The 13,854-nt window shown below is 56.9% G+C and carries 12 protein-coding genes; all 12 read right to left on the bottom strand.

Going from position 1 to position 13,854, the window contains the following annotated elements:
* Positions 1–4: 4 nt before the first annotated feature.
* The 12 genes from J0X03_RS08360 to J0X03_RS08305 all read right to left on the bottom strand — a co-directional run bounded on the left by J0X03_RS08360 (position 5) and on the right by J0X03_RS08305 (position 13,852).
* Positions 5–1,438 carry an EmmdR/YeeO family multidrug/toxin efflux MATE transporter gene (locus J0X03_RS08360; RefSeq protein WP_160204393.1) on the bottom strand — a complete coding sequence of 478 codons (1,434 nt, stop codon included), beginning with the start codon at positions 1,436–1,438 and terminating at the stop codon, positions 5–7.
* 113 nt (positions 1,439–1,551) lie between these two features.
* Positions 1,552–1,950: a type II secretion system pilot lipoprotein GspS gene (gene gspS, locus J0X03_RS08355; RefSeq protein ID WP_033643644.1), complete on the bottom strand. Its 399-nt coding sequence runs from the start codon at positions 1,948–1,950 to the stop codon at positions 1,552–1,554.
* Positions 1,951–2,036: 86 nt separating this feature from the next.
* Complete coding sequence (locus tag J0X03_RS08350; protein ID WP_015378375.1) at positions 2,037–2,237, bottom strand: hypothetical protein; 201 nt, start codon at positions 2,235–2,237, stop codon at positions 2,037–2,039.
* 115 nt (positions 2,238–2,352) lie between these two features.
* The gene (locus J0X03_RS08345) at positions 2,353–4,488 is read right to left on the bottom strand and encodes a peptidase domain-containing ABC transporter (RefSeq protein WP_004935271.1); all 2,136 of its coding nucleotides are present in this window, start codon (positions 4,486–4,488) and stop codon (positions 2,353–2,355) included.
* On the bottom strand, positions 4,475–5,770 hold the full coding sequence (locus tag J0X03_RS08340) for an HlyD family secretion protein (protein ID WP_004935276.1): 1,296 nt from the start codon (positions 5,768–5,770) through the stop codon (positions 4,475–4,477). The genes J0X03_RS08345 and J0X03_RS08340 overlap by 14 nt, the downstream gene beginning before the upstream one ends.
* Before the next feature lie 73 nt (positions 5,771–5,843).
* Entirely contained in the window at positions 5,844–6,203 is a 360-nt protein-coding gene (locus J0X03_RS08335; protein ID WP_004935280.1) for a hypothetical protein, read from the bottom strand.
* 137 nt (positions 6,204–6,340) lie between these two features.
* Positions 6,341–7,282, bottom strand: a complete 942-nt coding sequence (locus tag J0X03_RS08330) for a fimbrial protein (protein WP_033643645.1) — start codon at positions 7,280–7,282, stop codon at positions 6,341–6,343.
* A gap of 42 nt (positions 7,283–7,324) precedes the next feature.
* A complete protein-coding gene (locus tag J0X03_RS08325) occupies positions 7,325–9,901 on the bottom strand; it encodes a fimbria/pilus outer membrane usher protein (RefSeq protein ID WP_033643646.1) in 2,577 nt (858 codons plus the stop codon).
* A 54-nt stretch (positions 9,902–9,955) separates the two neighbouring features.
* Positions 9,956–10,639, bottom strand: coding sequence for a fimbrial biogenesis chaperone (locus tag J0X03_RS08320; protein ID WP_033643647.1), 684 nt, complete (start codon positions 10,637–10,639; stop codon positions 9,956–9,958).
* A 56-nt stretch (positions 10,640–10,695) separates the two neighbouring features.
* Entirely contained in the window at positions 10,696–11,235 is a 540-nt protein-coding gene (locus J0X03_RS08315; RefSeq protein WP_004935293.1) for a fimbrial protein, read from the bottom strand.
* A gap of 639 nt (positions 11,236–11,874) precedes the next feature.
* Entirely contained in the window at positions 11,875–13,383 is a 1,509-nt protein-coding gene (locus J0X03_RS08310; RefSeq protein WP_069100820.1) for a PhoPQ-activated protein PqaA family protein, read from the bottom strand.
* A 70-nt stretch (positions 13,384–13,453) separates the two neighbouring features.
* Positions 13,454–13,852, bottom strand: a complete 399-nt coding sequence (locus tag J0X03_RS08305; protein ID WP_069100819.1) for a hypothetical protein — start codon at positions 13,850–13,852, stop codon at positions 13,454–13,456.
* Positions 13,853–13,854 lie beyond the last annotated feature (2 nt).

Below are 13,854 nucleotides of genomic sequence, written 5' to 3'. Positions count from 1 at the left end.
GAGCTTATTCGGCGTCCGAGCGCCTGGCCCGCGGATATTTCCACAGCCAGCGCCCGCTGACCATGCGCCAGTAGAATAAGGCGCCGCGCACCGCCCAATCGAGGAACATCCCCAACCAGACGCCCACCACGCCCATGCCCAGTTCGATGCCCAACGCGTAGCCGGCCACCACGCGGCCCCCCCACATGCCGAGCATCGTCACCCACATGGCGAAGCGGGCGTCGCGCGCGCCTTTCAACCCGGCGGGCAAGACCCAGGAAGCGGCCCAGATCGGCATAAAGGCGGCGTTGAGCCAGATCAGGGTTTTCACCACCGTTTTCACATCATCCTGCGAGGTATAAAACGCGGCGAACACCCCGGCCAGCGGCGCGGTGCCCCAGGCGATGGCGGTCAGCCCAAGGGTCGACAGCCAGAAAATATGGCGCAGCTGCCGCTCCGCCTGGCCGATCTCGCCTTTGCCGAGCCGCCGGCCGACGATAATGGTCGAGGCCGATCCCAACGCGTTGCCCGGCAGGTTGATCAACGAAGCGATGGAGAAAGCGATAAAGTTGCCGGCGATCACGTTGGTGCCCATGCCGGCGACAAACATCTGCGTCAACAGCTTGCCGCCGTTAAACAGTACCGACTCGACGCTGGCGGGAATGCCGATCCCCAGCACTTCCCACAGGATGCTCATTTTGAGCGGCGTGAAATAGCTTTTCAACGTGATGTGCAGCGCCGGATTAAAGCCGATCGCCAGCACGTAGAGGATGGCGATGGCGCCGATATAGCGGGAAATCGTCAGCCCCAGCCCGGCGCCGACGAACCCCAGGCCATGCCAGCCCAGCATGCCGTAAATCAGGATGCTGCTGATGATGATATTGAGGATATTCATGCCGCCATTGATAAGCAGCGGGATCTTGGTGTTGCCCGCGCCGCGCAGGGCGCCGCTGCCGATCAACGCAATCGCCGCCGCCGGGTAGCTCCACACCGTGGTTTGCAGGTAAGAGAGCGCCAGCGCTTTCACCTCCGGCGAGGCCGCGCCGGCGATCACATCAATGATAGGCTCACCCGCCAGGTGAATGCCCGCCGCCAACAGCAGCGCCACGCCGGTCATCAGCACCAGCGACTGACGCGCCGCCGCCCGCGCCCGCCGGCGATCGCGCTTGCCGAGGCTGAAGGCCACCACCACGGTGGTGCCGAGATCCACCGCGGCGAAAAAGGCGATGATCACCATGTTGAAACTGTCCGCCAGCCCCACTCCGGCCATCGCCTCTTTGCCGAGCCAGCTCACCAGAAAGGTGCTCAGCACCCCCATCAGCAGGACACAGGCGTTCTCCAGAAAGATGGGCACCGCCAGTGGCGTGATCTCGCGCCAGAACAGCACGCGGTAGCTTTTCCGTTTGGCGTACCAGCGCGTATTTTCCACGCGCTGACGCAGTGCGGCATACAGGTTCAAGATGAGCTCGATGGGTAAAAGTGAAACATCATTTCAAATGATGATCGATAAATCGTTATCCTGCAAAGAATTTGGGGCGCCCATGAAGCGCGCCCGAAAGGCATGCCGGCGCGCTACTCCATGTAATCTTCCTGATCGGCCTGCGCCGCCGCGATAAAGCGGGCAGTACTGCGGCTGAGCGCAGCGCATTTTTCCGTCAGCAGCTGATTGTCCTGTTGCAGGGTCAGGTAACGCGCCTGGGTAAGCGCCGGCAACTGCCGATACCCTGCCGCCTGCGTGTCCCAGCCGCGGCGCTGCGCCGCGCGCATTGCGGTGCGCTGCAGCTTCACGTCGTCCGGTATCTCGCTGCGCCCGCAGTCCACGCGCAGGAAGTGTCCGCCGGCCAGCATCGAAGCGATGTGATCCAGCTGCGCCTGCAGCGGCGGCGCCGGTTTATGCGCCGTCTGCTGACAACCGGCGAGCAGCAGCAATGCCAGCGCGCCGCAAAGAGACGTGCGAAACAGAGTCAACATGGGGGCTCCGGGAAAACCTGTGGGTGATGAGATGATCTTAGGTGAGCGGACGTCGGGCGGCAAGGCGAGCAGCACGCGCGGCCCGCTTAACGTCGGCCGCTGCTGACCTTGGTGGCGCGGGCGGGGTTGCCGGCGACGAATTCCAGCGTGGGGGAATAGTAAAACGGCAGCCAGGCGTTATAGCCGCTCTCCCACTCCCATTTGACCGGGCAAGGCCACAGCATGTCTTCATGCAGGATGTAATAGATCCACCGCCCGGGCGGGCGGCGCGGTTTGCGCGTTTTCATAGCGGGTTCGACGGCCTGATGGAATGCGATAGGGTCAACTGCTGCATTTTACCGCGATTTTCGCCGTGGGGACAGCCTGCATTGCCGGCTTCGCCCCGGCGCCGGCAAGCGCCCTTTATTCACCGCCGCCTGCCGGCGCGCCGCTCTCGGCCCCCAGCACCACTACCCTGTCGGCCGAGTCGATGGTCGACTTTCTGTGGGCGACGATCACGCGCGTAATATTCAGCGAAGATATCGCCCGGTTGATCGCCGACTCATTCTCAACGTCCAGATGGCTGGTCGCTTCATCCATAAACAGCACACTCGGGCGGCGATAGAGGGCGCGCGCGATAAACAGACGTTGCTTTTGCCCGCCGGAGATGCCGTTGCCCAACTCGCCGATCAGGGTTTCGTAGCCCATCGGCATCTGCATGATTTCATCGTGGATATTGCTGTGTATCGCGCAGGCCATGATCAGCTCTTTATTGGCATTGACCTCAAACCCGCTGATGTTTTCCGCAATGGACCCGGAGAACAGCCGGTCGTCCTGCAGCACGCAGGCGATCGCGTTACGGTAGTTATTCACCCCGACTTTATGGATATCCATCGCGTCGGCCAAAACCTGGCCGGAAGTGGGGCTGAGCAAACCGCACATCACCTTCAGCAAAGTGGTCTTGCCCGCGCCGGAGGCGCCCACGACGGCCACGCTTTCGCCGGCCGCAATGCGCATGTTCAGGTCTTTGAAGATTGGCCGCGACAGCGCGTCATATTGATACGTAAGATTTTTTACCTCAATGGCAATCCCCGTGCCCGAGGGGAAAACCTGTCGCGGCGCGGACTCCGTCTCCGCATCGGTAAAGACGATGTCGGATATCCTCTCATTGTGCAGCGACAGCATGCGCAAGCCGATCGCCAGGTCGATCAGGCTCGAGGCCCGCTGAGAGAACTGGCCGCGATAGGCATTGAACGCCATGAACATGCCGAGCGTCATGGAATTGTCGATGACCATCATGGCGCCAAGCCACAAGATCGCCACCTGATCGAGCGTTGTGATAAAGGTATTGATCCCGCCGAACATCATATTGAATCGGGTGATTTTGATATTGGTATTGGCGGCGTCGACGTTCAGATTGAGCCAATAGCTGGAGCGCGTTTCCTTGATGCCCAGCGCCTTGACGGTCGAGATGCCGTACAGCGTCTCCATGAAATGCGAGTTGGCCTTGGCCGCCTTGACGATCTGCTCCTCCGAGAATTGACGGTAGGTTCTGTAAGTCATCATCCTGATGAGGATGTAGATCAGAGTGAAGCCCGCCACGACCCAGACCAGCCAGCCGCCGTAGACCATCATCATCGCGAACAGCCCGACCGTCATGATGCCGTCGATGATCCCGCTGACGATATTATTGGTAAAGGTGGTTCTGATCGCATCCAGCGAGGAAAAGCGCGATTGAATGTCCCCCAGGTGCCGTTTCTCGAAAAAATCCAGCGGCAGCTTCATCAGGTGTTCAAACAGCGTCGTCTTCCACTGAATATCGGTCAGCGTCCCGAGCACGATGGAGATCCAGGCCCTGGCGATACTGACCACCGCGCGGAACAAGGTGAAGAAGATCAGCCCCAAACAGATGACCGTCAGCAGGCTGTAGTCATGCGCCTGAATGACATGGTCGGTCACCAGTTGCGTTCCCACCGGCAGCAGCAGGTTGACCGATTCGATGACTATCGATAACGCAAAGATCTTGAGCAGCGTCCCCGGCAGGCCCTCGATGTTTTTCATCAAATCCAGCAGGCGCAAACGGGTCTTGAGGGTCTCTTTTTGAAAGGCCCTGTCGGGCCACAGCTCCAACGCGATGCCGGTAAAGTGATTCGACATCTCCTGCAGCCCGATCACTCTGCGCCCGAAGGCCGGATCGTGAATGACAAAACCGGCGCGCTGCACCTTAACCAACACCACGAAGTGATTCATATTCCAGTGCAGTATGCAGGGCGTTTTCAGCTGATTGATTTCGTCGATGTCCAAGGACAAGGCGCGCGTCTTCAGCTGGATTTGCGACGCGATTTGAGAGATCGTCCCCAGGGTCGCGCCCTGGGTGGAAATGCCGAATCGCTGCCGCAGGCTCAGCATATCCACATTAAACCCGTAATAGGAGGCGATCATGGCGAGGCACGCCAGGCCGCATTCCGATGACTCCGACTGCAAGATGCTCGGCACCCGCTTGCGCAGTGAGAATGTTAACTTCTCGTTGATCCGTTCAAAGAGATTATTGTCCTTCATCGACTCGCCCCACGACGCTGTTTTTTATGTCATACAAAGGCGCGATCGCCCACTGATAAAGCGGTTTCTTATCCAGGAAGACGATGACCCTGGCCTGCAGCCCGCTGCTGATTTCGAGATATTTGCCTTTATCGCTGAATTGCGTGTCGCTGATGGACGCCAGCACTTTGTAGTAGGCGTTCCTTTCCCTTTTATTTCCGCTGCTGTATTCCGACATTTCCTGCGGGGAGGCGGGGACCGACGAGATGGATTCTATTTTTCCCGGAAACTGACCGAATTTATCCGACGGGAAGGCTTCATAGCGAATGTTGATGCCATCGCCGATTTTCACGTAGGGCAAACTGTTATTCGGCAGCCATAAAACCAGATAATATTTGATGTTATCAATCGGTTTGATTTGCGCCAGACTGCTGCCGCTCTCGACCACCTGCCCGGCGGTCACGCTCAGCGACTCGATTTTCCCCTTGAGCGGCGCTTTGATAATGACCTGGCCGCCGGCATTGGACTCCGCCAGCTGGCGTTGTAAATCACTGCGTTGCGATTCGCTTTGCGATATCTGATTGTCGTAATCGGCGGCGCGAATCAGCAAATCGCTGCGCAACTGCGACAGTTGAATATTTTGCTGGATCTTTTGGCTGTAGAGCGCCTGATACGAGCTTTGCTGTTGTTGAAAGAGCGAGCGCTGATAATTTAACTGATCTTTGGTGATCAGGCCTTTCGTCAAATAGTGTTCGTAATTTTTCAGGCTATCGCGCATTTTATCCATCCCCTCTTTGGCGCTGAGGTTCAGTTTCTCGGTTTCTTTATAGGCGTTTTCATAGCTATTGATCTGTTTGCGCAAATTATCCAGCATGGCGGTTTTATTTTTATTCAGCTTGCTGATTATCGAATCCAGATTGCTAATCTGTTTGCTTATTTCGCTGGCCGCGATATGGCTGACATTGCCGGACGTGGTACTTCTCGAGACATCAATCACATACAGCGGCTCGTCCTTTTCCACGACGTCACCAGCTTTATGGAATGCCTGGCTCACGTAACCGTATTGGGAGGAAAACACATTGGTGGAATGCGGGATGCTGATCACCTCGCCTTCAACATCGACCCGGCGCGTGTACTCGCAAAAATAGAGTGCGCCCGCCAGGATCAGAATAAAAGTGAAACAGGTGGCGGCAATCACATGGCTCGACGCGCCGGAAATTAACAGCGCCCTGCCGGTCCATCTTTGACGTTGATAATTGACCGCCTCCTGGCGGAAAATATTCCTGCTCTTATTATCACTCATAGGAAGAACCTGCGCTTGCCTGACCGGGAGACAGCCGCAGCGAGAACGCTGCGGCTTTGGACCGCGTATGGATTTAGCTGATGGTGCCGTTAATCAGCCCATCGAGGCCTTTTTTGGAGTATTCCAGCGTGGTGTCCCAGCCAATAACGGCTGCGGCCACGCCGCTGGCTACGCCGCCCAGGATGCCGCCGGCGACCATGCCGACGCCCTGGCCAATCGAGCCGACGCCCAGCAGGCCGCCGCCGTCGCCGCCATGCTTACCGCCGATGACGGCGCCCGCCATGCTGCCCACGGAGGCGCCCAGAGCGATGGATGAAACGGCTTCCGCGGCATTGGAGACGGCGCTGCCAATCAGCCCCGACAGTCCATTGCTCATATCCCAGGAATAAGCGCCTGACACTTCATTCATTTCGATAACAGACAGTTCTTTCATTGGTTAATCTCCATATTTAAACGGACAAACACTGCCATACATGCGTGTTGTCATTGCATTGGCATCGGCCTGCAGCGCCTGATGCCACCAATAATGTCGCGCGAACAGACGACATTATATTTTTAATAGGGGTCTCTTTAATTCTGCGTAATGGTGAATGTCATCACCGCGTCGGCCTGTCCGGGGCTAATGGCTCCCGTTTGCTTATAGCGCGCCATCAAGGGGATCCTGATCTCTTTTTCAGCCGCGGTGTGGTAATTGATCGGTCTGGAAAACGTTAATGGATTACGGTTCTCATCCAACACTTCCACGGCGACGCCCTTCGCCGCATCGGCGCCGTCGGCGATATCAATCATTCCCACGCCTGGCGAATTTCCGGCCGCCTCGAACGTGACCTGAACCGGAATATTGTCCTCCTGACATTGCAGAACCACGGAAAAATTGCGTTCGGAAGACGCCGCCGTGCTGCCGACGCCGTTAAACTCGCTGCGTTTAGGGCTGCCCAGATTTACCGTTTGATTTTTATAGTTCAAATCAACCAGGCAACTTTTCTGAATGACCTTCATGCCGGAAATACTGATATCCAAAATGGAGGTCGAATCCAGATAATATCTGGCGATAATTTTCCCGCCCATATCGCCGCCGGTTTTGATCGGGCCGGTTTTAATAAACGTCAGCCGAACATCGTTTCGATTGATCCACGGCGTCAGCAAGTTGGGCGAAATCGCCGTGTTGACGGGCACGTTCTTATTGCTCTGCCATAAGTCTGAAATCGTCACCCCCACGCCCTCGATGCCCGTTTCAAATACGCCGGGCAGCGCGCTCGGCGTCAGCGGCGACATGGAGCGATAGGCGACCGAACCGGAACAAAGAAAAGAAAACGTCGTGCCGTTAATGCTGTTCTCGGTTCGAACAGCCAACTGCTCGCCGACTTCAATGCGCGGATCCACGGCCAGCGTCAGCAACCCCATACGGGCGGTTTTCGCGTTGGTGGTACAGGTGCCGGCATAAACCGCCGTCGTGAGCGTCGCCAGCCACACCAGGGCGCCGTAACCGAATATCCTGAGAAAAACGTTCATTTTCACTCTCACTTAAAAGTCATGATGGAAATAGAGCGAGATCTATTGGCAAACGCCGTTTAGGGTTTGGAGACCCGCTGACGGCGGCTCCGCCGGCAACTGGTAACGGATGCGGCATTGGTTCTCGCCATTCCTGCCCCACTGCGCGATGAGCAGGCCCTTTTCCGCCATGCCGGTCAGATAGACCACGCCGTCGCCGCCGACCAGGAACGGCTGAGTCGCCCCCTCGGCAAGACGCAGGCTGGCGCCCAGCGGCAGGGGTGCCCCCTGCGAGTCCGTCACCTTCATCAAAATCCGTCTGCCGACGTTGGCTTTGAAATTCGCCCGGCTCACCGCGCCGCGAGTCGGCGTGACCGACTGGTTCGTCAACTCGAGATCGACATCATCCGGCAAGCTGTCGACATCGAGGCGAATCGAATTGTTGCGATAAGGCGTGGCGTAAGGAACGATCGCGTAGCCGCGCCAGTCGGTTTTCACCCCGACCTGATTGCCGACCGCCACATCGCTCGCGCCGGCCGCCTGTACCAGGGCGACGGTTTCGCCGAACGGTTGACCGAAGGTCACACCGTCTTCATGGGCGATCACCCCGCCCTTCACCCCGTAGTTGACGCGCTGTTGACTGCGATCGTAGGCGTAGCCCGCCGTGAGTTCGCCGTACGTCGCGCGCCAGTCGGCGTTGGCGTTGCCGCTGTTGCCCTGGCCCTGGCTGCCATACCCTTCCTGTACGCTCCAGCTGAGGTTGCCGCCGGCCAGCGCCGTGCCGTTGAGGCCCGCCGTATGGCTGGTATTGCCTTTTTTGCTGGTGTTGAGGTTGTAGGTGGCGTAGGTGTTGCTCAGCCATTTCTCTAATGGCACGCTGATGTTGAAAGCGAAGATCTGATCGCGATCGTAAATGCGCCCGCGGTTCGAATCGCCGTAAATAGCCTGTGAATTCCGGCTATAGCTGTAGTTAAAACCGTAGCTGATGCCATTCCAGCTATTGTTGTAACCCGCGCTCAGCGACTGCATATTGCGCTCGGAGCCCCAATAGTCTTCGGAGACCGCGCTGAGTGAAAGCGACCCCGCCCCTTCCCATAAATTCTGGTTCAGCGTGATTTCGCCGCGATTCTTGCGGCGGTCTATCGGGGCGTAACGGTTGCCGCTGCGATAGGTGTCCAGCACTTCCTGCAGCCCATAGTAGCCGCTGGTCGAATAGCGGTAGCCGGCGATGGCGAAGTTCGTCCCCGTCTCGACGATATTTTTGCTGTACCGCACGCGCCATGACTGACCATCGCTTTTCGGTTGATGCTCCTGCTTTGCCCACGCCTGGGTGACGTCGGCCGACAGAGCGCCGAACTCGCCCAGGTTCTTGCCCAGACCCAATGCCAGCGATTGATACGGCCCGGCGAATTGGCCGCCGCCATACAGGGTGAAACCGGCGGGCAAGCCATAAATCAGGCTGGCCTGCGAGAAGATCTTTTTATCCACGCTGTGATCGTAAGTGCGGTATTGCCCCGAGGTCAGCGCATATTTCAGCCGCCCTTCGCGTTGCAGCACCGGCAGGCTGGCGAAGGGAACGGTCAGGTGCTGTTCGCTGCCGTCCGCCTCCTTGATAGTCACCTCCAAATCGCCGCTGCCGCCGGTCGGATACATGTCCGAAATTTCAAACGCGCCCGGCGCAACGTAACTCTGGTAGATGACATAGCCGTTTTGGCGAATGACCACTTGCGCATTGCTGCGCGCGATGCCGCGCACCACCGGCGCATAACCTCGCAGGCTTTCCGGCAACATGTCGTCATCGGAAGCCAGCTGCGCGCCGCGAAACGATACGCTGTCAAACACATCGGACGGGCTGCTGCTTTCGCCGAGCGTCAGCAAGCTTTTCAGGCGGATGATATTGCGCTGGGCGTAGGTATAGACGGAGTCCCAACGATCCTCCGACGCTCGCCCGCCGCCGGCGCTGTTGTAGCTCCAGGTGGTGTAGTTCCGCACTCGCCAGGCGCCCAGGTTGAAGCCCGGCCGCAGGTTGAGGTAATAACTGCTTGCGCTCTGGGTGAATCGATCGCGCCCCTTGCTGTTGCTGCCGGTGAAGCCATAGTTCAGCAGCATCGCCGGCAGGCCTTCATCCCATTGTTCCGGCGGAACGTATCCGCGCACCTTATTTTCCAACGCCGCCTGGGGGATACTCAGCATCAGGCGTTGGCGGTTAAATTGAAATTGCGCCGAGGCCTGCGGGATCGCGGCCAAATTCGCGCAGCGATCGGCACCGGCCAAACCGGGAAACAGCTCAACTTTCACCCCAAGCCGTTTCAGATCTTCCCGCGTCAGACAAGGCTGCAGATCGGCCTTCTCGTCGCTGCCGGCCCGCAGAGCGAACGACACCTCGCGCGTTTCCAGCAGCATGTCGTTCACCCAAATATCGACCCGATACGTGCCGGGAACCTGCTGGCCATTTTCAAAAATCGACAGATCGACGTGCTGCTGACCTGAGCGCCCGGTTTCCAGCAACGCCGGATTAAAATAGTCACGAGAGAAGGCGGGATTAGCCATGTTGCCGCATACCGCCGTTGTTGCCGTGAATAAGGCTATGCGTTTCAGCCAAGCATCCCGCTTCGCTAATATACGCTTTTGAGTTATCATTCATTAGCTCCATTATTGAAATGTTTTATCCCTCTGTCTGCCTTCCCTTACAGATTAAATACCTGACTGATGTTCTTTCCCTGTGCCGCCATAATCATTAATTAATTTCCAGCTTACCGACGTTGCGCCCGCCACGGGCAATGCAAACATTTCGCTGCTCATCGGCGCGATATACGCCACCTCTTTCATTTCCCGCCCCCCGATGCGGACATAATGAAAGTTCATATAATAAGGCGTTGGGTTGGTGAGTTTTAATTCTGAACCGACACGCTGCCATTTCAGCTGCTGCGTCACTTCTTCGGGCACCTGGCGGAGCAGCGGCGCCGGCCGATAAATCAATTTAATGCGGGTCTTGACCGCTATTTGCAGCGTATTCGATTTACCCGCCTGGGTTGTTGAAGGAATGGATTTAATATTCATCCAATACAAGCTTTCTTTATCTTTCGGTAAGCCATCGCCCACTTTCACGATGCGCAGCATATTTTCCTGGTTGCCGTCCAGCCGAAATAAAGGCGGCGTAACGATAAACGCGATTTTATCCACCCCGCTTTGTTGATTCTCCAGCCAGGACTGAATCAAATACGGTTCTTTATCCGGATTCTCCACGCTGATTGACGCTTCTTTTTTTTCGCCGTTGAATATCACCCGCGTCCCGCCAATCACCACGCCGGCGTGAACCGTAGACGCAAACAATAAAATAATGAAAGCCGCTAAGGCGCCGTAGCGATTAAAACGCATAATATTATCTCCGAGGCAATACAGCCCGCTGTGAACCAGCGGGCAAGAAAATATTATCAGTTATAATTCAGCGTAAAGGTGGCGACGCTATTAGCTTTACCGGCGGTAACATCTGCCTGCGTGGAAATATAGCGGGCGGTAAAATCGAGGTTATTTTTCACGCCGCTACCGGAAGCCAACGGATAAGCCGTCGACGCCGTGTAAAGCGGCAGAACACTGTTAGAAATATCAGACAGTTGGATACCGACGCCGGTAGCGACATCCGTTTCCTGGGTCAGCTGCAATACGTTGCTGTCGCCGTTATCGGCCGCGCCGTCGAACTTAACGGTGGCGCTTTTTACCGTATCCGGACAATCGGTGACTTCCAGCGTGAATTTTGTCGCGCTGGACGTTGATCCCTTGCCACCCGCAAATGCCGTTCGGGCCACATCACCCAAAACAACATTTAATGGATTACTCAAGTCATTCGTGACCTTGCACGCAGCATCGACAATATTCCCGGTAAAATTAACCTGACCATCTGCTGCCAGAGCAGGTAAAGCGCTTGAACACGCTGCCGCGACAAATGCCAACATAATCACTTTTTTTTCCATCATGGGTACTTCTCCTTTTGATTAGACAGACTTCAAAATATCCCCGCCACGGAGAGCCCGGACAGGGAGAATAGGAGCTCCGCTCCTTTCACAGTTAATTATGCTTAGCTTTCCCCCTTTAGCAATACATAAAATCAATGTAAAGATGAGAAAAGATAATTACCCCAAATAGAATTAGCATCATTCTTAATTTTATTTTGAAAAAACCGCCAAATCGGCGTTTCTTGATTCATTCATCTGGCCGCCAGAGAATTTATTCTCGCGCTATTCGAAGGCGCTTTCGCCAGATCCTCCTCATTTCCTCCTCAGCCGGAAAATCGGGCGACATCGCCGTAAAATGAAAGCCGGGCGATAAAACTCGCCCTGAAATAAATGACAGTTATATTACGAAAGGCATCACGACGCGGCGGCAGCGAGAGGAGCAGAGGAATAGGAAAAGCTTGGCGATAACGGTTTATCGAACAGGAGGGAGAATAAAGCATTCGCCGTTCGTGAAACCGGCGCGGTCATGTGACAACGAGAAAATGGCGTTACGCAGAAATATTCTGTCTGACGCCGTTCACTATTTCGAAAACAAGGCAACAATGCGCTCTGTCGCGCAGAATAACGCATTGCCGCCTTATTGTTTTTCGGCGCCGCTAATTAATCGTCATGGCGATAATCTTCCCCCAGCCCTCTGCCGGGTAGGGTTTCACACGCCAGGCCATCGCCCGCGGGAACGGCCGACGGATAGTTATCGTCAGGCGTGATAAAGACCGGCGTGGTCGCGATAAACCCATCGTTGAACACCGCCTCGATAAAGGTGGCCTCCCAGCCTTGCGCCGGGGCGGCCAGACGAAACTCGCCGCGATCGGCCTCCGCTGCGGCCAACGGCTCCGGGGTAAAGCGTACGCCGCACGAATAACGAAAATCTCGGGCCGTGCGGTTGTGCGCGCTCCAACGCCGCACGGTGGCCGGCGGTTCGGAAAAACGCAGCGTGCGCACCGCAGCATCCGCGGCGCTGCCTTGCACCTCGATCGTCGGCAACGCGATATCGCGCTGGCGGCGCTTGATCATCGCCAGTATGGCGCGTTCGGCGGCCGGCCTGCTTGCCGCGCGATCCCCGTCGGCAATCACGCGCAGCGAAGCCTCTCCCGGTGAGGCGCTGAAATAGAATCGCGTGCTGTCCGGCGGATAACGTTCGTCGCCGCTGGCGATGATGACATATTTCGCCGCCGCTGGCCGCTCTCCCGCCGTCGGCGGCGGATAAGCGGTGGGATCCGCTATTTGCATCAGTTTGTCGAACGCCGGCGTCTCTATGCGCCGATCGATGCCGAGTTGGTAATAAGGATGAAACGACAACGGCCAACGGCCGCCATACGTACGATAGGTATGCTTCAAGACCTGCCGCGCCGCGACCCCATCCGGGAACATGGCGACGACGGCATCGATGCGCTCATCCGACAATGACGCCAGCCACGCCGCGGTTGCGCCGCTCGCCGCGCCCGCCACGATGAATTTATCTATCCCCCATCGGCTCAATTCGCGCTGCGCCAGCGTCATGGTTTGCGACAAGGCCGCCGTCATGGGGATCGCCAGCGGCATCATCAAGTACTCATCCGCATCGTCCAGGAACAATCGCCAGCCTCGGGCCTGGCTGTCCTCCCCCGCACGACGCCGCCCCTCATTTTGATATTCCAGGTACGGATAAGGCAGCCGGTTGACGACAATCACGATGGTGTGACTTTCCGCCGCCAAGGCCGCCGGCGTAGCGACGGAAAATGCCGCATTTTGCTTGCCTGGCCCGCTCGCCCCGGCGGCGGCGCAAGCGCAGTCATCGCTCATCAGCACCAACGCTTTACGGGCAAGCGCCCCGTTGGGGATATAAATATCCACATCGTGCCACCATTGCGTCGGCCGGATGGCGTCTTGCGGCGACCAGGATTGCGACATCAACCGATAATGGCGTATCGACACGTCATGGCCGTTATCCACGCCCTTTAACGAATATGACAGAGGCAATATGGCCAACTGATTGTTATAACAAGGAATAACGGTGTGCAAGGCGGGATGTTCGTCCGCAAAGCAGCGATCTTCCTCTGCCGCCATGGCCTGCCGGCCGCCGATTAAGGCCAGACAAATCAGCGCGATGTATCCGATGCGTTTTAGCATTTTTTCCTCCCCCCTTTGTCCGTGGCAAATCCCTTGTACGCCGCCTGGCGGCAGGAAACCTTCCGCGCGCCTAGAGCACCTGATGAAAGCGTATCGGATAGCCAAAGCTGTCCTTTTCGAACGCCACGTCTCTGTCGTTCTCGCCCAGCAATAGGCTGTAAACGCCGTTTTCCTCATAACGGCTCATGGCGATATACAGCACCACCTCCCGATGGTCAGCGATCGTAAACTGTCTGCGCCTGGCGTTGATTTCCAAGGTAAACGCCACCACAGGATTGTTGTTCAGAAATACCGAGGTCTGCTGCATGGAGACGATCCTGCCCTGCGCTTTCTCGGTCACCTGAAAGGGCGTGGCGTCATTGGGGGCGCGTATATCCACCTTCTTTTGGATATAGATAAAGTTAAACACCGCCAACGCCACCGCCACGAACAGATTGATGACCATGATCAAGATGATTTTATTCGCCATGA

Origin of the sequence: Serratia ureilytica (assembly GCF_017309605.1) — a bacterium.
GTDB lineage: Bacteria > Pseudomonadota > Gammaproteobacteria > Enterobacterales > Enterobacteriaceae > Serratia > Serratia ureilytica.
The sequence above is the reverse complement of the archived record's forward strand: the minus strand, read 5'-3'. Positions and strand labels throughout refer to the sequence as shown.

Coding starts and splice junctions, on each gene's coding strand:
- J0X03_RS08335 (WP_004935280.1), bottom strand. CDS start 6,203: ATGAAAGAACTGTCTGTTATCGAAATGAATGAAGTGTCAGGCGCTTAT.
- J0X03_RS08330 (WP_033643645.1), bottom strand. CDS start 7,282: ATGAACGTTTTTCTCAGGATATTCGGTTACGGCGCCCTGGTGTGGCTG.
- J0X03_RS08305 (WP_069100819.1), bottom strand. CDS start 13,852: ATGGCGAATAAAATCATCTTGATCATGGTCATCAATCTGTTCGTGGCG.
- J0X03_RS08325 (WP_033643646.1), bottom strand. CDS start 9,901: ATGATAACTCAAAAGCGTATATTAGCGAAGCGGGATGCTTGGCTGAAA.
- J0X03_RS08320 (WP_033643647.1), bottom strand. CDS start 10,639: ATGCGTTTTAATCGCTACGGCGCCTTAGCGGCTTTCATTATTTTATTG.
- J0X03_RS08345 (WP_004935271.1), bottom strand. CDS start 4,488: ATGAAGGACAATAATCTCTTTGAACGGATCAACGAGAAGTTAACATTC.
- J0X03_RS08340 (WP_004935276.1), bottom strand. CDS start 5,770: ATGAGTGATAATAAGAGCAGGAATATTTTCCGCCAGGAGGCGGTCAAT.
- gspS (WP_033643644.1), bottom strand. CDS start 1,950: ATGTTGACTCTGTTTCGCACGTCTCTTTGCGGCGCGCTGGCATTGCTG.
- J0X03_RS08310 (WP_069100820.1), bottom strand. CDS start 13,383: ATGCTAAAACGCATCGGATACATCGCGCTGATTTGTCTGGCCTTAATC.
- J0X03_RS08350 (WP_015378375.1), bottom strand. CDS start 2,237: ATGAAAACGCGCAAACCGCGCCGCCCGCCCGGGCGGTGGATCTATTAC.
- J0X03_RS08315 (WP_004935293.1), bottom strand. CDS start 11,235: ATGATGGAAAAAAAAGTGATTATGTTGGCATTTGTCGCGGCAGCGTGT.